Below are 18,045 nucleotides of genomic sequence, written 5' to 3' on the forward strand. Positions count from 1 at the left end.
CGAACTCGTCGACCGCGCGCTGCGCGGCCGTCTCCAGCATCTCGACGCGCGATGCGCGTTCGCGGCCGGCGTCGTCGTACCATCCGGTCACACTCACCCGACGGCGCCTTGCAATTTCGGCCAATCGGTCATGCAGCGTCGCGATCAGGGACCGGCGACGCCTTCGGTTATCAAGCAGGTCGTCCTGCAGGTACGGGTTGCGGCGCACGATCCAGATGTCGCCGAGCACTTCGCAGAGCATCCGTGCCGAACGGCCCGTGCGCCGCTCGGCGCGCAGTCCGTCGAGCACCGACCACGCCTCCTCGCCGAGCAGGCGGATCACGATCTCGCGATCGGAAAACGACGTGTAGTTATACGGAATATTGCGCGACGGCTCATGTAATCCTGCTATTGCCCGAACACACTCTAACAATTGGACGGTTGGCAGTCGGGCATTCATTGGCGTCTATGAAATGAATGATGAAGCGATCGAGAACCACGCTTGGGAAAGCGGAATCGTATTCGGCAATCGGGAGAAAAACTAAACGGAAATTACTGTCCGGATCAAATCGAATGCACCTTTCAGGATCATCGCCGTGGCGATACCGACCAACGGAGGCGCAAGCACACTGGTAATGCACAGCAAGACACGACCCGGGACCGGCAAGCCCGGTCTCTTCCATGCGATATAAAGCGCTGCCGGCGGCAGAAAGAGAATCGACAAAATATAGGCTTTGTACGTAAACCCATGACGCGCGACAAATGCCTTGACCTTTTCCTTGAAAGACATTCCCGAACTCTCCTAGATCAATCCCAGACGGCTAACCTTCGCCACCGCTTGCGCTCGATTCGACACACGCAGCTTTTCATAGACGTTCGTCAGATGAAACTTGACCGTTCTTTCCGACATCGAAAGTATCCGGCCGATTTCCCACGCAGTCTTGCCTTCGACTACCCATTTGATGACATCGGATTCCTTTCTCGTGAACTGAATCCTGTTCGAGCTTTCGCAAGCATCCGGCTCGAGAGCGGCTGCGCACGGTTCCGCGCCTTCCTGGTTCTGCCTCGCAATCTTCTGGGTCAAGGCTGCATGCAAATGCATGGCGATGAGGCTGACGAGCAACGCCGAATGCAACGTCGTGTCTTCGCACTTCAGCTGCAAAACGGTCCGAATGGCCGTCGAATCACCGGGTGGGGCGCCGATGCAAGCGACCACACCCTGCCCCCGCATGTATGACGCGACATCGTTGACCTGCGCGTCGCGTTGTGGCGCCTCCCCGTCGAGATCGCGCCAGCGAAACGTATGATCCTGACGATCGGACAACGCGAAGCAACCCAGATATCGATCGATATCGATCCCGGGACCGAACAAAGTCATGCCTCGCCGGGTTCCGGCGTCGGTCGCGGCCCCATAGCGATATATCAGCCCGTGCGAAGCTGTATCGCCGCTTCCGCCGTGCAGAATCAAACACTTGTCGAACGGAATCACGCGTCCGATTTTTTCCGCGAGTTGATCGATCCCCTCGGTCAGACCGTTGGGACGAAGAATCCCGCCAATGATGCGAGAAAAGGTCTCCAATTTTCTGGGCCCTTATTGAAAAGACAAGATTCGTATTTGTTGACGTGCTCTGGCAGCCGAATAACTGCCAAAGCTTCAAGCCTTACCGGACTGGCAATCCAACGCCACCTCCTTTCCATACGCCAGCGCTACGACAGTATCCAATGGCAACATCTCGACGGCCATCGCTCGCGAACCATGTTTTGAGGATCGAATCTAGTGAGGAATACAAACGAATTACACAAAACCATTAAGATCTGAATTATTTACTTGCCAATGGCTGAAACAGCTCACCACATGGGTTACCTGTCTAGACTTCGAACTCTAAACTTGAAGTTGCGCAAGTATATCGGAGGACAGAAGACAGAAACATTACTTGCCGAAAAAAATATGTAATGAACCTTTCTTTGATATTACAGCACAAACACGCAATTTAGTTGCACTCAAATTTCCACGAAACGAATAATGTTTCAATAACCACGGGAAGTGCGGCATCCTGTCACAATTCAGATCGACCAACGCCAGAAAACTTTACAAATCGCCCGGCATTAATTTCATCTCCGCGCACAATGCGATGCATTATTTACATAGCCCACATCCATGCCACTCAATTACCGCTGCGATAGTTCAATAAATGCGGTCGCTCAAATCATGCTTTCCAGATGTGGTTATATCCGTCGCACTCTTGGGACCATCGATCGGCCGAATTAGAAAGATTTACTGACTACGCAAACTCACCGACGCATCTCGTCGGCATACGATTAGCGCAATCACGAGTGGTGACCGTCACGGCTTGTGCATCGCCAAAGCGGAATACGCCGTATGAGGCGAGTCGCGACAACCATGCCACGCACGGGTACGGTCGCGGACAAAAGTACGTCGCCGTCTACAAACGGCAACGCGTGCGGGCAGTCGGGAATTCAGCCGGCATCCCACCGCTGGCGAGACGAGCGGACGTGCCGCGTTCGATGCAATGCCGGCTGATATTTCGGGAATTCTGGTGCCCGGCGTGCACCGGTGTGCTCGTTGGAGACTTCGTCGCGTTCACGAATGTCCGTCTTGCGTCCGTTTCGTCATCGCGCGAAGGCGGCCCTCGAACTTGTGCAGCAACATCGATGCCGTGGCCGCAAGGCCGATGGCCAGTCCGCTCCAGATGCCGTAGATGCCGTATCCCAGCAACACCCCGGCCGCCCAGGCGACCGGCAGACCGATTAACCAGTATCCGACGATCGATATCCGAAACGAACTGGTTACGTCACCGAGGCCCCGCAAAATGCCGACACCGATGTTCTGGCTGCAATCGAAGATCTGCAGCAGTGCCGCGATCGTCAGCAGGCCGCCGGCGAGTCGCAGAACCTCGGCACTCGCGGCCACGCCGTTATCGAGAAATGGGGCGAGCACGCGGGTGGGCGCGATGAGATATGGAAGCGCAACGACCAGCATCGTCACGACGCCCAGCGCAAGGCCCGTATAGCCGAGTCGACGCGCACCGCGATAGTCGTGCTGCGCACACGCATGGCTGATGCTGATCGACGATGCGTGAGACAACCCGACCGAAATCATGAACACGATGTAGATCACCTGATTCACGATTGTCTGGGCGGCCAGCGCATCGGCGCCGAGCGTTCCGATCACGAGCGTGAGGACGGTAAAGAACGCAGCCTCCGATCCATAGGTTGCCGCAATCGGCAAACCCATCCGCCACGTCCGCGCCAACGTATCGGCATCGGCGCGCCAGACGGCAAGCGACAAGTGTTCGGACAGTTCCGGCCGGCGCCTCGCGATCGTCAGAAACGCGATGAATGAAAGCAGGTACACGCTACTGGTTGCGCACGCAATACCGATCAGGCCGAGTTTCGGAAATCCGAACCGGCCGAACATCAACGCGTAGTCGAGCGCCGCATTGACGACGATCGATACGATCGTGATCGCCAACAGCGGCCCGGGCTTGCGCAGTCCGACGGTATATTGCCGAAGCACCTGAAACCACAGACACGGCAACATGCCGGGCGCCGCCGCCGCAAGATAGAACGACGCTTGTCGCGCAACATCGGGATCCTGCCCGAGCCAGACAAGCGGCATTTCGATACACAGCATCATCAATGCAAACGCCAGTGCCGCGAGCGTCGACAGCGCAAAGCCGGCGCGCACCAGCCGCATGATTTCCGCATGCGCGTGTTGACCGTTCGCGAACGCGACGAGGTTGCCGGTTCCCGTCACCAGCCCGGTTCCCATCGTCCGGAACTGGTTGAAGATCGTCAGCGCGAGGCCCCCGGCGGCGATCTCGCGCGGGCCAAGCATCCCCATCATGACGATGTCGGTGGTCGTCAACGCTACCTGGGCGAGCTGCGTAAGGATGAGGGGAGCGGCGAGCACGCCGATTTGCGTGGCATCGAGCCAGACTTGTCGATGAAACTTCATGCGGCACGGGAAAATATCGATTCAAGTTCCTGAGAAATCGACTCGTCGAGCAGATTTCGCTCTCGCATCCAGTCGTCGTCGAACACCGTGTCGAGATATTTTTCCCCGCCGTCACAGACCAGGACCACGAGCGTCGCCCCCGCGGGCAGCGAATCGAACATCTTCAACGCATGCCAGATGACGCTGCCCGCAGAGCCGCCGACGAGCAGCGACTTCTTGCGTGCGATATAGCGTGCCGTATTGAAGGCGGCCGCGTCCGTCACTTTGTGACCCTCGTCGAGCAGCGCATAGTCGACCAACGCGCCAATCTCGGCGCCGGGCGGCGTCCCGGTGCCGGACTGATAATACGATCCGCCTTCGCCGCCGAAAACGATCGAGCCGACGGGCTCGACACCAATGACTCGCGGCGCCGGGCCTGTCGCGAGCAGTTCTCGTGCGGTGCCGAAGAGCGAGCCTCCGGTTCCGACCGAACCGACCAGAAAGTCGATTCGGTCGCCGAGGATGTCGCGCAGTTCATGTGCCAGCCCGCGATAGCCGTTACCGTTGGCAGGATTGTTGTGCTGCTCCGTCCAGATGCCGTCCGGATCGTCGGCCGCCATGCGCTTGGCAAGCGCGTCGCGGTCCGCCGTCGCGATCGCGTCGCCGTCGCTCACGCAAACGAGCTTTGCGCCGAAGGCCTGCATCGCGCGCAGTTTGTCTTTCGACGCGTGACTGTCCACGACCGCGGTAAACCGATAGCCGCGCTCGGCCGACAACAGCGCCAGCCCCATGCCCGTATTGCCGGACGTCGATTCGATCACGTGTCCGGCCGGCCGCAGACTTCCGTCCTGTTCGGCTTCATCGAGCATCTGCCTTGCCATCCGGATCTTGGCGCTGCCGGTCGGATTCGTCGATTCGAGTTTAAGCAGGATGCGCGCGCCGTTGGCGCCGCGAATCAATTCGAACAACGGCGTGCGGCCGACAAGATCCGATACCTTCGACACGATCGCAGGTACGGTGATCGTGGCTTGCTCACCCATAAAACGCACATTCATGGTCAGGCTCCCGAAAGCTGGAAGAGGCGATCGACGCGCCAGCGTGGCCGCGCGCCGTCAAGTGTCAAGACAAGCTTGGGGGGAAGCGGCAGCTCGTGAAATGAAGATTCGTTCGAATCCATCTGATAGCCGGCCGTGTTCGGGTAGATCAGCAGATCGCCGGGTTCCGGGCGCTGCCCGAATGCGATCTTGCGCCAGGTCAGCATGTCCGAATCGAGGCAGCTCGCCCCGCCGACACAGGCCCGATAAGGCGTGCCCGTGCGCGGTGACCGCGAAGGCTCGCGCACGACGCTCCGCAATTCCGGATCGGGCAGGAATTCGCTGGCAAACCATTGCTCCGACACGCTGAAGCTCGTGCCGTTGACGGTCACGATGCCATAGTCGCCGCAGTCCTTCATGCCTTGCACGGCAAACACCGTGAAACCCGCCTGATCCAGCAGTGCACGCCCCGGTTCCAGCATGAGTTTCAGGCCGTACTCGCGGAGCAGTTCGGCGAGCGATACGGATTCCGCATCCGGAGTACCGGCCAGGATCGCATCGAGCATCTGCACGCCGCTGCAGGCCGAGTGATACGGATAGAATCCGTCGAATACCTTGTTTGCGTGGTAATCGTCTGCACGGTGCATGCGCTGGAATGCGCGCCAGTCGCTCTCGCTCGCGTACGACATCGCGAAGCCGCCACCGATATTGATCGTGGTCGGCGCAAGACCGAGTTCACGAGCAGCCATGCACGCACGCATCGCCATCGCGGCCTGATTGCAGCGCTCCGTGGCGCTGTAACCGGACAAATGGAATGAGAATCCTTCAAGAACGAGCGACGCCTGCATCGCGGCACAGGTCGACAGCGCAGCGCGGAGTGCGTCGGCACTCAAACCGAATCGGCTATCGTTGCGTGCCGCCGGTGCCATCCGCAACAGAATGCGTGCGGCCCGCTTCGCCTGTCCCGAAATCGCGATCAGCCGATCGAGTTCTTCCTCGCTGTCGATGGCGATCAACGCATCGTGCAAAACCGCGAGCCGCAGCAGCGCACGCGATTTCGACGGGCCGGATACACCGATATCGGTTCCGCACACCCCCGCGGCCAACGCTTCCGAAAACTCGCCCGTGCTTGCGACGTCGACGCCGATCCCGGTTGCCGCCGCCGCATGCGCGAAGCATCGCGCCTTGTTCGCCTTTTTCGCGTAGTAAATGCGCCCGGACACCTGGCGATCGTCCAGTACGCGCTGAAAATCGGCGACGTTGCGCGCGAAGCGCTCGGGAAACAGGAAATGAACGGGCGCGTCGAAACCATGGACAAGATCGCGGATCATCGCCTGATGGTCGTCAACGAAATCCCGCAGCAGCGGATCCCACAACGCCGGCAGTCGCGGAATATCCGTCACCATAGTTCGACTTCCCGGCCGAGCCCTTTCGCCAGTGCGGCATCGGCCAGCACACGACCCAGCGCGATGTCGGTCACGATCATTCCGCTGTTGAACGCGTAAACGATATCGGCTTCGTTGCGCCGCGCAGGTTTTCGGCCAAGCAGTATGTCCGGCAACTCGGCATCGACGGCAGGCAATTTTCCGGCTTCGTCCACGAGATCGGCGCCGGTCACTTGCATTTGGGCCTCGCTCGTCGCGATGCGGTAATCGGCGCAATGCAGCGCATCAGCGTGAATGCCGTATCCGACCAACAGCGCGAGCGCGCCCGGCTTCAGCGCCGCGTGCCGCACGGTCTCCGATACGCCGGCGCCGGCCACCCCGAGCACGATGTCCGCTTCATTCGCGGAGGCGACGAGGTCCGTCGACACTTCGATGTCACGGCCCGGATGAAAGCGCCTCAACGTATTGCGGACGGCGTCGATTCCCGACTCATAGTGGCCGTGTACGATCACGCGTTCGATGTCCGGCAATGCGGTCAGCAGGAACGGCGCCGCCATCCGCCCCTGCGTCCCCGTGCCGACGACGAGCGCCGTTCGAGCCCGCGGCGCAGCCGCACGCGCGATCAGGGCAGATACCGCCGGCGTACGCAGCGACCCGACAAGGCTGCCGTCCATCAGGGCGACAGGCATACCGGTTTCGTCGTCGAACAGCAACAACGTCGTGTAGTACTTCTGCAGTTCGCGGTTATGTTCGGGATCGAACTTATACGACGTCTTGAAACCGACCGTTCTGCGTCCACCGTCTCGGCCCAGCATCGAGTACGCGACGGAATGCTTGTCCGCCGGCTGGCTCATCAGCTTGCGCGGATTGTCGGATTCACCGGAACCGAGGCCAAGGTATGCCCGTTCGACAGCATCGAGCACCATCGACGGGTCGTAGTCGAGTTCGTCGATCGTGCGCTTGCCAAGCACGAGGAGTCTCGAGGGTTGTGTTGCGAGCCGCGGTCGAACGTCCGCGTCGGGTTCAGCGCCATTTGCCATCGTGGATATCATCGTATTCACTGTGTATCACCGGTTTTCACGTATCGAACGGGCCTGCCACGCACATCGTGCAGGTTGACTTGAACATTGACGTGCCGCGACCGGCAACGACGCGCCTGATCGCACATGCTTGTTCGGCGGAGTTGCCATTGCGAATCGCGCGTTCGCCATGAAGGCGGATACGCCGCAAGGCTGGCGACACGTTCAATCGCTGTGGATGCTTCATGCCATTCAGCGTATTGCTTATGGAATCTCCCTCCGAAATGCGAATCGCGCAGCAAAAATTGGATCGACGATCATTTCTTTTTCTACTACATACAATCATTTCATTTCGTAATCCGAATCGAATTGGCCGATAAAATCCGCATTAATGCCATCGCGAACCACAAGATGGCTCGCGACCGATGCTGACCAATTAATCAGCATTTCGATAACGAAAATACCGTGTTCCACCTGAGATTCACCAGGCTCGGTGCTGTCGAATTCAGCAATTCGACGGGATTCCCCGCGTCGGCATAGCTGCCTGGCAGGCGGCGTTCATGTCGCGACAACGCGCTGCGCACATGATGGAGCGGAGCAAACCGTGCCACGACCATCTGGACGCTCCTTCAACGTCGATGGTTGCGAGCAGTAGAAAAAATACAAATCGCTCGTATTTATAAACTAGCTTCCACTTATCTTGCAAATACTTTATTTCATCATTGCAAATGTATTTACGGCGACCGTCATTAAGTCATGAAAGTGAAATTTGCGGTTGCTAGGGGCCTGTTCACGCTAATAACGAGCTTGCGCTCCCCCGGAAGGGCCGATCGCAAGGATAGCGACGAAGCGAATACTCGACGTATTCGCGAGGAGCATGACGCGGCAATCGGCCCTTCCGGGGGGCGGCCCCACGCATGAGTTTTTCCAAACAGGGGAACGTTCCTTTGCGCCCGCATGGCGGCGTCGAAAATCAAGCTCGGCTCGATGCTCAAAAATGCCGCTTGAGCGATACGCCCGTTGAGGGAGAAAAAGTGCCCTGCATCGGGGGCCGGCGAAATGTTCGTCCGGGATATGTCGTGACGGTGCCGAACTCTCCGCAGTCGGCGGTTTGGGGACACCTCCGGGCCGCTTTGCGCTCCACCCGTGCAGCCTTCGAGTCGTCAGCTTGCCCCCGCGGCCCGACAATCGTCTCTTTTTGGCGTCAAGTTCGGTCGAACAATCGCTTATTATTCTCTGTGATCCTAATCAATATCGATACATCCATTTTCCCGCGTTTCGACTTGAGGCTCCATGCGCGACGTATCGCCTCCTCAATAGAAAAAGCCCGGCCCGCATCGAAGCGGGCCGGGCCGTGACGGGATCCGTGCTGCTCGTTACAGCGCGCCGCCTTGCGCCGACGCCAAACCCTTCACGCCGACCGATGCGCCACCCTGCACCGAGTTCGTCGCGCCTTCGAGCGCCTCGCCGGCCTTCGCCTTCGCGCCACCCGCGACGTCGCCCGCGGTCGACATCGCGCCTTGTGCATGGCTCTTCGCCGAGCCCGCGACGTGCTTCACGTGCGACTTCGTCGCGTGCACGGCCGATGCCGCCGCATCCTTCGTCGCACCGGCCGCCGAACCGACCGCCTGCGTCGCGCCGCCCACTGCCGTGCCGGCTGCCGAGCCCACGCCGCCGACCGTCTTGCCGACGCCGTTCAGGGCGCCGCCGACGACATTGCCCGCGCCCGAACCCGAACCCGCCGCATTCGCGCCGGCGCCAGCCTGCACGCCCACGCCGCCGCCGAGCAGCGGCGTCTGGACCTGGGCGCCGATGCCTGCGGAACCCTGGGCACCGGTCTGAGCCGTCTGTGCAAATGCAGCCGACGTCGCCATCGCCGTCAGAGCGGCACCCAGCAGAATCGTACGAATCTTGTTCATGGTCATTCTCCCCAAAGACGTTGTTGCTGCGGGCCGCCTTCGTGCGGCTTGTCGCATGCCTCGCCGCGACATGCGGCAGGTGGGGCTAATGTAGCGGCGCCGGCGCGCAAAACGATCGATTTGCGGGGACTGTTACTTCCGTTGCAAATGCTGACGATTGACTCACACTGTTTGACAATCGGGGGCTTGCGGCGAGGCGAACGCCGTATTTGACGACGGACGGGCTTGAATCGCGAACCGCGGCGACCGGCTGCTTCACGCCGGCGATTCGCCCGATCGACAGGTATCCGGGAAGGCGATCGACGCAACGGCCGACCGACGAGCCGGCCGCTTTTATCTGCATTCCAAAGGATGCGCGTTGCCCGGCCGTCGATGCGGCCTGATCATGACGCACGGCCCCGGCCGCCGGCAAGCGGACCGGGGGCGCACGCACGCCACCCGATTACGGCCGGAACGTATCGCCGAGCACGACGCCTTCGCGACGCGGATCGGTACCGCCCTGCAACGCCGGCGACTGGCCGACCGTTACGCGCATCACCGTGTTGACGCCGCTCGCCTGAGCGGACGTCGACACCTTGTGCCCGAGCGCGAGCAGCCCCGCGATCAGCGGATCGTTCGCGCCGTTGTTCGCCGTGTTGACGTTCGGGTGCTCGCCGCCGATCGTGGTCGTCGGGCTGTTGCTCGCGCCGAAATCGACGAGCCCCGCCGATTGCTGCGCGTCGAGCCCCCAGTCGAGCGCGCCGACCAGCGTCTTGACCACGTATTGCGGAATCGTGCCGCCGCCCGGCGAACCGGTCGCCATCACGAAGTCGCCGCGCGAGCCGTCGGCGGCCTGCCCGAACACGATCGTCGGCGCCATCGAGCTGCGCGGCCGCTTGCCCGGCTGCAGCCGGTTGGCCACCGGATTGCCGGACGTGTCGAGCGGGTTCGCGGAAAAGTCGGTCAACTGGTTGTTCAGCAGGAAGCCGTTGGTCATGTGGAACGAGCCCATGCTCGACTCGACCGTCGTCGTCGCGCTCAGCACGTTGCCGTCGCCGTCCACGATCGTGAACTGGTTCGTGCCGTGCTCGATCAGCGTCGTGTCGACGCCGAGCGGCACCGCACCGAGATTGCCGGGCTGCGCGGTGCCCATGCTTTTGGTCGGGTCGATCAGCGCCGCGCGCGATTTCAGGTACGGCTTGTTCAGCAGCGTGTCCCACGTGCCGCCCGGCAGCGGCACGAAGTCGGTATCGGCCACATACTTGTCGCGGTCGGCATAGGCGAGCCGTTCGGCCTCGGTGACGAGGTGGACGCCCGCGACCGTCGGCTTGCCGCCTTCGAGATCGATCGCCGTCGGCCTCAGCGACTTCAGGTCGTAATTCTCGAGAATGCCGAGCGCCGATGCGACCGCGATGCCGCCCGACGACGGCGGCGGCATCCCGCACACCCAGTAACTGCGATAAGTCGTGCACACCGGTTCGCGACGCTTCGCCTGATAGGCGGCGAGATCCGCGACGGTCGTCTTGCCCGGCGTGAGCGTCGAGCCGTCCGCGCCCTTCGTCGCCGCGATCTTCGCGACGATGTCCTGCGCGATCTGCCCCGTGTACAGCGCGTTCGCGCCCGACTGCGCCATCAGCGACAGCGTGCGCGCGTAGGCGGGATTCTTCAGTACGGTGCCGAGCGTCTTCGGCGAACCGTCGGCGTTCAGGAAATACGCGGCGGCTTCGGGATCCCGCTTCAGGTTCGCGGCGTTCGCCGCGATCGCGTCGGCCAATCGGCCGCCGATCGGGAACCCGTTGGTCGCCAGCGTGATCGCGTCGCCGAACAGGCTCTGCCACGGCAAGCGGCCGTGATCCTGTTGCAGCGCCTCGATGAGCCGCGGCACGCCGATCGTGCCGATCGAACGGCCGCTCGCGCGCGCGTTCGGCAGCGGCGCCGAATGATCGGTGGCGTCATCGACATAGCGCAGGTAGTTCTCCGTCGCGGCGGCCGGCGCGGTTTCGCGGCCGTCGTATGCCTGCAGCGTCTTGCCGCGCGCATCGTAGTAGAGCAGCACGCCGCCCGACCCGAGGCCCGTGGCCTCGGGGACAGTCAGACCGAGCACGGCCTGCACGGCGACCGCCGCGTCGGCGGCCGTGCCGCCCTTCTTCAGCACCGCGCAACCGGCCGCGCTCGCGTACGCGTTCGACGTGGCCACCAGGTAGGTTTTCGCATAGACGGGCTTCATTCCGGTGCGATAGCCCGACGATGCTTCCGGCAGCGACGGGTCGCCCGGTTGGTTCGAGCCCACCACGACGGTCGCGCCGTTATTGTCGACCGCGAGGCAGCTCGCATCGGTGGAAGGTGTCGTCGTGTGGGCCGCCTCGTTCTCGATGTCACCGCCGCAGGCGGTCAGCAGGGCAGCCGCGAGCAACGCGGACGCATACGGAAAAATCGCTGTTCTGTTCATGGTCTGCCGATGTTCTTGTCGGTCGTTGCGATGGACATCCTGCCGCCTGCAACCCCCTCGGTGCACGGGCGACGCGTTCGATAGTCCCATGAACAAAATTTTTCCCGCAATAAGGAAATCACGTCATGCAACCGGACGTCGTGTGCGCGACGTCACCGAACCGGCATGCGGGGTTGCTTGCTGCATTGCATCGCATTCCGATACGCCGATGCGGCTCGCATTGCGACCGTTACCTTGTCGCCCGCCGACGCGCGGCGGCCGGTCGCCCACGCACGAACCCTTGCTCCATCGCGTCGATCGCCTCGGAAAAGAACGCGAGAAACATCGTCATCGCGACCGTCGCGCTCGTGTCCGCCCGCTGGTAGATGCAACTGAACGAGCGCGCGCCCGCATCGGCCAGCGGCGTCCAGGCGAGCCGACCGGCGGCCACGTCGTCCGCGACGTTTTCCGCGATCAGGAAACCGACGCCGGCTCCTGCGGCCACGAGGCGCCGCACCATCGACACCGAACCGGTTTCGACCAGCGGCCGCGGGCTGCGCGGCTGCCGCGCATCGATCTGGTCGAACATCGCGCGCAACTCCGTGTCGGGCGTCATCAGGATCAGCGGATGCGCGAAGCAGTCGCGCATCCGCACCTTGCCGCCCGCCGACGCCAGCGGATGACCGGGCGCCGTGACGACACCCAGCGGCTGCGCGAACGCGCGCACCTCGACGACGCCCGCGGCGCTGCGCCGGCGCAGCGCATAACCGATGTCGACCTCGCCCGTCTCGACCCAGCGCACGATGCTCTCGCCGTTTCCCGAGCGCACGCTGTACGTGACGCCCGGGTAACGCTGCATCGCGGCGAGAATCGCGTCGGGCACGAGCCTTTCCGCCGTCGAGGCAGGCACCGCGAGATTCACGTGCCCGCGCCGCAGCGCGCGCAGATCCTCGACCTGCGTCAGCGCGTTGTCGAAATCGCGCTGGCCGCGCCGCACGGCCGCGATCACGATCTCGCCGGCGAGCGTCAGCTGCATGCCGCGCGGCAGCCGGTCGAACAGCGGCACGCCGACCTGCGCTTCGAGATTGCGGATCTGCTGGTGAACCGCCGCGGCGGTCAGGTGCAGCGCATCGGCCGCCTTGCGAATCGAGCCGCGCCGCGCGACTTCGTCGAAACAACGGAATGTCTGCGATATCGAACGCATGAAGGCACCGTTAGATTTTTCCGAACAGGCCGTCAAGAATAATCCGATTTTACTGACTGGACGAATCGTCTAGATTCCGCTGCATTCCCGTAGTCGATTCGAATGGAGACCGCAGTGACGACCGTCGACCAGATTACCCAGCGCCGCCGCGGCGTCGGCCTCATCGCCCACGACCCCGCGCTGTCCGCAGGCGGCTATACGCTCATCGCGCCGCAGACGGCCGACGGCAACGTCTATCTCGTCGGCATCGACGGCGAGGTCGTCCACCAGTGGAAGTTGCCCGTGCGTCCCGGCCGCCACGCGGTCATCCTCGCGAACGGCAATCTGGGCTACAACGGCAATCATCCGCACTCCGAATCGCGCTACGCACCGTGGTCGATGTGGCACGGCGGCGATTTCTACGAGGTCACGCCGCAAGGCGACATCGTGTGGCGCTACGAGGATCCCGCGCATCACCACGATGCGCAGTGGCTGCCGAACGGCAACCTGCTGTACGCCGCGTGCGAACCGGTCGACGCGGCATTCGCGCGGCGCGTGCCGGGCGGCACCGCGCACGGTGACGACGAGGTGATGTACGCGGACGTGATCCGCGAAGTGAACCGCGCCGGCCGGATCGTCTGGGAATGGCATGCACGCGACCATCTGCGGCCGGAGGATTTTCCGATCGCGGCAGGGTTCGGCCGCTACCACTGGCCGCTCGTCAACGGTCTCGCGATCGATGCGAACGGCCGCGTGCTGATGAGCCTGCGCACGACGTCGGGGATCGTCGGCGTGAACCGCGCAACCGGCCGCATCGACCTGCGGATCGGGCCCGACGTCGTATCGCACCAGCATGCGCCGGTGCCGCTGCCGAACGGCCATATCCTCGCGTTCGACAACGGCAATTTCCGCCATGGTGCGCACGTCGCGTTCTCGCGCGTCGTGGAAATCGATCCGGCGACGCAGCGGGTCGTGTGGTCGTATGCGGACGACGTCGCGAACCTGTTCTACACGCCGTTCATGGGCAACGCGCAACGCTTGCCGAACGGCAACACGCACATCACCGAATCGTCGACGGGCCGGCTGTTCGAAGTGACGCCGGCCGGCGAGGTCGTCTGGGAATACGTGATCCCGTGGTTCGCCGAATACCCGGACGAAGCGGCGCGCAAGACCGGCCCCGGCCAGTTGAACAGCGTGTTCCAGACGTTCCGCTACAGCGCCGCGCAATTGCCCTGGCTACGGACCTGAGCTTCCGTTCACCGCCGGTTTCCGGCTATCGTCGCCGTTCGCTTCCGAGGGGCCTGCCGTGTCGCACGATTCGATCTCCCCGCCCGTCGATGCCCGGCTGCCCGCGTGGCAGCTCGCGCTGTTCGGGCTGCAGCACGTGCTGTCGATGGCCGCGTCGCCGATCACGGCCGTGTTCCTGATCGCGAAAACGCTCGCGCTGCCGGCCGATCTGACGGTTCAACTGATCGGCGCGACGTTCTTCGCGTGCGGTATCGGCACGCTCGTGCAATCGCTCGGCGCCGGCCCGATCGGTGCACGCATGCCGTTCGTGATGGTGCCCGGCGGCGCACCGACGATGCTGTTCGCGGGCATCGCCGCGCAATCGGGCCTGCCGACCGCGGCCGGCGCGGCGCTGCTCGCCAGTGCGTTCTACTGGGTGCTGCTGCCCGTCTTCACGTGCTGCCTGCGGCTCTTTCCGCGCATCGTCGTCGGCGCGATGTTGTTGCTCGTATCGATCAACCTGATCCGGATCTACGCGGCGATCGTCGTCGGCCAGCTCGGTTCCGCCGACTTCGCGCAGCCGCGCTCACTCGGGCTCGCGCTGGCGACGATCGTCGCCACCGTCGTCGTCGCCGGCGCATTCCGCGGCACGGCCGGACGCCTCGCGGTGCTGATCGGGCTGATGGCCGGCGCGACGCTCGGCTGGGCGCTCGGTGCGATGCCGGCGCTCGGCGACGTCTGGCACGGCCCGCTGTTCACGCACCCGGCGTGGCTGCCGTTCGGGATGCCGCGTTTCGACGCGCTGGCTGCGCTACCGCTGCTGATTTTCACCGCGATCTCGATGGCCGAGGCCACCGCACAGACGGTCGCCGTCGGCGAAACGTGCGGCAAGGCGATCTCGCTCCGGCGCGACGTGCCGAAGACGATACGCGGCGACGCGCTCGCATCGCTGGCCGGCGCGCTGTTCGGCACGCCGCTGATCGTGACGAGCGCCGAGAACATCGGCGTCGTGCAGACGACCGGCGTACGCTCGCGCTACGTGACGGCGGCCGCCGGCGCGATCCTGATCGCCATCGCGCTGTTCGCACCGCTCGCGCGGCTCGCATATGCGATTCCGGCCGCCGTGGTCGGCGGCACCGCGCTGGTCGTATTCGCGATGATCGGCGTGATGGGCATTCGGCTGCTCGCCAGCGTCGACCTGCACGCGCGCGCGAACCAGTACACGCTCGCGGCCGCCCTGGTGGTCGGCCTCGCGCCGATCCTGGTGCCGAACCTGTATCGCCATTTCGGCGCGCCTGTGCAGATCGTGCTCGGCAACGGCATGGCGGCCGGCACGCTCGCGGCCATCGCGACGCAACTGGCATTCGCCGCGCTCGCACGGCTGGGCGGCCAAGCGCACGCGGCGGCAGTTGCGGCGCCTTCGCGCGACGCATGAAGGCAGCGGCACGCTCACGCGGCGCGACGCTCGACGCTGCCGCTGCCTGCCGCCGCTCATGCTCGTCTGCCCGACGACGAACAACGACGGCGTCGACGACACGCCGGCTGGGTCGCGCCGGCCGAGCGGACATCGGGACGATTGCCGGCGTCACCGCGTCCGGCTATAAAGCGGGGATGGACACGGATCGCTGGATTCACGACCCCGTCGGCGCGTTTCGCGTCTGGCAGGAAACCGCCGCGACCGGCGCCGGCCGCCGGCCGTTCGCGCCGCGTTCGGTCGTGCAGCATGTCGCGATGTTCGAGCGATTCCTGCGCCACCTGAGCGCACAGCGCGTATCGCTCGCCACGTTCGGGCCCGACCACGTCGCGGCCTTCCTCGCAGAACTCGACCGTACCTGCACGCCCGGCACGTCGACACGCGTGCGTTATGCGAAGCTGATCGACCGACTGGGCCGGCATCTGGTCGACGCCGGTGTGCGGACGATCCATCCGGCCGGCCGATCGACACGCGATCTCGCATGGCCGGACGGCGAGCCCGAGCCGTGCTACCTGCCGCCCGATGCCGACGCGGCGCTGCAACGCCACGTGCAGCCTCGCGCGGACGACACGCCGGCCGACTGCCGGAATCGCGCGATCGTCGCGCTGCTGCTCGCGAGCGGCATCACGTCGGCCGAAATTCGCGCGATGACAAGCGACGCGCCCGATCTCGACGCGCGACCTGCGGTGTTGTCGGTGCCGCGCGATCGCGCGCGGCCGGCGCGCCGGATCGAGCTCGCCGCGTTCGGGGTGGCGCCGCTCGCCGCATGGCGGGCGCGCTTGGAGCCGCGGCCGTCGGCGCTGCTGTTTCCCGCGCCGCGCGGGGGCGCAATGAACGACATGTTCCTGCTGCTCGTCGTGCGCGAGGCGCTGAACGCGATCGGCTTTCACGCAGCGGACATGAGCCCGCGCGTGCTGCGCAATACGTATGCGCGGCGCCAACTGCTCGCGGGCCACGCGCATGCCGACGTCACCGCGATGCTCGGTCTCGCCAGCATGCGAACGGTCACGCGCATTCGACAAACGCTGTCGCCCGATGCGGCCGCGGATCGCGCTGCCCACGAGCGCTGAGCGGGTACCGCCGGCGCGAACCGTACGCCTCCCGGTTCGCTACTCGCCAGGCTTCGACTGGACCAGCCGCAGAATTCGCGTGTCGTACGGCGCTTGCATCACTTCCGCGATACGGATGTCGGACGCGGCCGGATGCAGCGGATTCAACAGGAAGTTATGGGCATGCGGCACGACGACGCTTGGCACGCGCAGCAGCGCGCTCGGCTGCGTGTGCAGCCACTCGGTGCCGGCGCTGCGGGTCCAGTCGACGTTCGATCGCCAGTCCTCCGGCGCATCGCCTTCGGCGATTTCGGCAACGTCCACCGAATCGGGCGCTTCGATACGCAGCAACTGGTATCCGCCCGGCAATTGCGCGACGGTGGCGATTTCGAAATGAACCAGCGTCTCGAGCAACGCGAGCGCCGGATGCTCGGCGAGATACACGACGGGCTGCCCGGCGAAATGCCAACGCCCGCCGGCCCGCAATCCGCCGATGCCCTTCAGATCGGCGTAATTGCTGATCCGCCACAGTGTCGTCAAGCGAAGTACCCCTCGTCGATCTGCGTGAGGGCCTCTTCGACGAGCCGCGCACCATGCTCGGTGCTCGCCATGTCGAGCGACGTGCGGCCGCCGAAGCGCTGGAGCCCGTTGCGCAGCCACGCCATCGCCTTGTCCTGGTCGCCGAACGTGGCCGACGCCTGCGCGACGATGCGCGCGAGGCGGATCGCCTTGTCCGACTCTTCCGGCGACAGACGTTCGTGCGCCTGGCGACGATGGCTCAGCGTGCGGCGCGGAATGATGAACGCCAGTTCGTCCGATTTCAGCCCGCGCTCGGACAGGCGGTCGATCACCGATACGTCGACGCGCGCGCTCGCCAGCTCGGCCAGATCGGCGCCCGACCGGACGCGGATCGCCAGCAGCTGCTCGAGAATCGTGAATTCGGCCTGACGCGGATGAGCGACGCCCGAAGGATGAAAAGCGATGGTGCTCATGACCCGACCTCTCTTTGGCAATTTGCCCAATCATTATAGGCGTTTTGCCGAATGCTTGCGGGCGGTTGAGCGAGGGTCTTGCCAAGCTGGTGGACCCGTATTGGGGGATACGCGAATCGGAGATTCGCCCTGATGATGGGGCCCCAAAATTCAGTATATAAAATCGTCGACCATGATGACGCGAAGTTGTCACGTAACAATTTTCCAATGGTGCTATGCGAATTGCACGAGCCGCCTCTTTCCCCGTCCGATTCGTCGCCGTCCCGCGCTAACACGCCGAACTCTGCCGATTACACGTCGACCGACTGCTCTAGCCAGCCGGCCTCTCCCGTCGGGTATCGGTGCGATTCATCCGACAACACCGATCCACCACAAAAAGCGCATCACTCGCCGTACCGGCCCCTGTTCCTCGCGCGTCG

The 18,045-nt window shown here is 63.8% G+C and carries 14 protein-coding genes and 1 pseudogene; 3 read left to right on the forward strand and 12 right to left on the reverse strand.

The window, feature by feature from the left end; translation table 11 throughout:
* The 10 genes and pseudogenes from WT24_RS17865 to WT24_RS17910 all read right to left on the reverse strand — a co-directional run.
* Window positions 1-367: pseudogene (locus WT24_RS17865) on the reverse strand (DUF3683 domain-containing protein); the annotation flags it as partial.
* A 153-nt stretch (window positions 368-520) separates the two neighbouring features.
* Window positions 521-769 carry a hypothetical protein gene (locus WT24_RS17870; protein WP_060035280.1) on the reverse strand — a complete coding sequence of 83 codons (249 nt, stop codon included), beginning with the start codon at window positions 767-769 and terminating at the stop codon, window positions 521-523.
* Window positions 770-781: 12 nt separating this feature from the next.
* Complete coding sequence (locus WT24_RS17875; protein ID WP_257127511.1) at window positions 782-1,558, reverse strand: LuxR C-terminal-related transcriptional regulator; 777 nt, start codon at window positions 1,556-1,558, stop codon at window positions 782-784.
* Between the two features lie 1,023 nt (window positions 1,559-2,581).
* A complete protein-coding gene (locus tag WT24_RS17880) occupies window positions 2,582-3,958 on the reverse strand; it encodes an MATE family efflux transporter (protein ID WP_059793141.1) in 1,377 nt (458 codons plus the stop codon).
* Window positions 3,955-4,992 carry a cysteine synthase family protein gene (locus WT24_RS17885; RefSeq protein WP_179949368.1) on the reverse strand — a complete coding sequence of 346 codons (1,038 nt, stop codon included), beginning with the start codon at window positions 4,990-4,992 and terminating at the stop codon, window positions 3,955-3,957. The genes WT24_RS17880 and WT24_RS17885 overlap by 4 nt, the downstream gene beginning before the upstream one ends.
* A 2-nt stretch (window positions 4,993-4,994) precedes the next feature.
* Window positions 4,995-6,377, reverse strand: coding sequence for an alanine racemase (locus tag WT24_RS17890; protein WP_060035284.1), 1,383 nt, complete (start codon window positions 6,375-6,377; stop codon window positions 4,995-4,997).
* Entirely contained in the window at window positions 6,371-7,396 is a 1,026-nt protein-coding gene (locus WT24_RS17895) for an ornithine cyclodeaminase (RefSeq protein WP_060035286.1), read from the reverse strand. Before WT24_RS17895 ends, WT24_RS17890 begins: the two co-directional genes overlap by 7 nt.
* 1,355 nt (window positions 7,397-8,751) lie before the next feature.
* On the reverse strand, window positions 8,752-9,294 hold the full coding sequence (locus tag WT24_RS17900) for a hypothetical protein (protein ID WP_060035288.1): 543 nt from the start codon (window positions 9,292-9,294) through the stop codon (window positions 8,752-8,754).
* 442 nt (window positions 9,295-9,736) lie between these two features.
* Complete coding sequence (locus WT24_RS17905) at window positions 9,737-11,722, reverse strand: gamma-glutamyltransferase family protein (protein WP_060035290.1); 1,986 nt, start codon at window positions 11,720-11,722, stop codon at window positions 9,737-9,739.
* A gap of 229 nt (window positions 11,723-11,951) precedes the next feature.
* A complete protein-coding gene (locus WT24_RS17910) occupies window positions 11,952-12,905 on the reverse strand; it encodes a LysR family transcriptional regulator (protein ID WP_060035292.1) in 954 nt (317 codons plus the stop codon).
* 102 nt (window positions 12,906-13,007) lie between these two features.
* On the opposite strand from WT24_RS17910, the gene WT24_RS17915 reads away from it, so the two are divergent.
* From WT24_RS17915 to WT24_RS17925, 3 genes are all read left to right on the forward strand, one after another.
* The gene (locus tag WT24_RS17915; protein ID WP_060035294.1) at window positions 13,008-14,132 is read left to right on the forward strand and encodes an aryl-sulfate sulfotransferase; all 1,125 of its coding nucleotides are present in this window, start codon (window positions 13,008-13,010) and stop codon (window positions 14,130-14,132) included.
* Between the two features lie 58 nt (window positions 14,133-14,190).
* The gene (locus tag WT24_RS17920; RefSeq protein WP_060035296.1) at window positions 14,191-15,546 is read left to right on the forward strand and encodes a uracil-xanthine permease family protein; all 1,356 of its coding nucleotides are present in this window, start codon (window positions 14,191-14,193) and stop codon (window positions 15,544-15,546) included.
* Between the two features lie 176 nt (window positions 15,547-15,722).
* Window positions 15,723-16,655 (forward strand): tyrosine-type recombinase/integrase, encoded by a 933-nt coding sequence (locus WT24_RS17925; RefSeq protein ID WP_060035298.1) that lies wholly within the window; start codon window positions 15,723-15,725, stop codon window positions 16,653-16,655.
* A 39-nt stretch (window positions 16,656-16,694) separates the two neighbouring features.
* Here the strand turns inward: WT24_RS17925 and WT24_RS17930 are convergent, their stop codons facing one another.
* Window positions 16,695-17,174, reverse strand: coding sequence for an RES family NAD+ phosphorylase (locus tag WT24_RS17930; protein ID WP_060035300.1), 480 nt, complete (start codon window positions 17,172-17,174; stop codon window positions 16,695-16,697).
* On the reverse strand, window positions 17,171-17,626 hold the full coding sequence (locus WT24_RS17935) for an antitoxin Xre/MbcA/ParS toxin-binding domain-containing protein (protein ID WP_059503447.1): 456 nt from the start codon (window positions 17,624-17,626) through the stop codon (window positions 17,171-17,173). The genes WT24_RS17930 and WT24_RS17935 overlap by 4 nt, the downstream gene beginning before the upstream one ends.
* Window positions 17,627-18,045: the final 419 nt, after the last annotated feature.

Source organism: Burkholderia sp. MSMB1078WGS (assembly GCF_001528895.1).
GTDB lineage: Bacteria > Pseudomonadota > Gammaproteobacteria > Burkholderiales > Burkholderiaceae > Burkholderia.

What these genes read in the sequence shown, in the direction of transcription:
- WT24_RS17870 (WP_060035280.1), bottom strand. Translation starts at nt 769, where the DNA reads ATGTCTTTCAAGGAAAAGGTCAAGGCATTTGTCGCGCGTCATGGGTTT.
- WT24_RS17880 (WP_059793141.1), bottom strand. Translation starts at nt 3,958, where the DNA reads ATGAAGTTTCATCGACAAGTCTGGCTCGATGCCACGCAAATCGGCGTG.
- WT24_RS17885 (WP_179949368.1), bottom strand. Translation starts at nt 4,992, where the DNA reads ATGAATGTGCGTTTTATGGGTGAGCAAGCCACGATCACCGTACCTGCG.
- WT24_RS17890 (WP_060035284.1), bottom strand. Translation starts at nt 6,377, where the DNA reads ATGGTGACGGATATTCCGCGACTGCCGGCGTTGTGGGATCCGCTGCTG.
- WT24_RS17895 (WP_060035286.1), bottom strand. Translation starts at nt 7,396, where the DNA reads ATGGCAAATGGCGCTGAACCCGACGCGGACGTTCGACCGCGGCTCGCA.
- WT24_RS17900 (WP_060035288.1), bottom strand. Translation starts at nt 9,294, where the DNA reads ATGAACAAGATTCGTACGATTCTGCTGGGTGCCGCTCTGACGGCGATG.
- WT24_RS17905 (WP_060035290.1), bottom strand. Translation starts at nt 11,722, where the DNA reads ATGAACAGAACAGCGATTTTTCCGTATGCGTCCGCGTTGCTCGCGGCT.
- WT24_RS17910 (WP_060035292.1), bottom strand. Translation starts at nt 12,905, where the DNA reads ATGCGTTCGATATCGCAGACATTCCGTTGTTTCGACGAAGTCGCGCGG.
- WT24_RS17915 (WP_060035294.1), top strand. Translation starts at nt 13,008, where the DNA reads ATGGAGACCGCAGTGACGACCGTCGACCAGATTACCCAGCGCCGCCGC.
- WT24_RS17925 (WP_060035298.1), top strand. Translation starts at nt 15,723, where the DNA reads ATGGACACGGATCGCTGGATTCACGACCCCGTCGGCGCGTTTCGCGTC.
- WT24_RS17935 (WP_059503447.1), bottom strand. Translation starts at nt 17,626, where the DNA reads ATGAGCACCATCGCTTTTCATCCTTCGGGCGTCGCTCATCCGCGTCAG.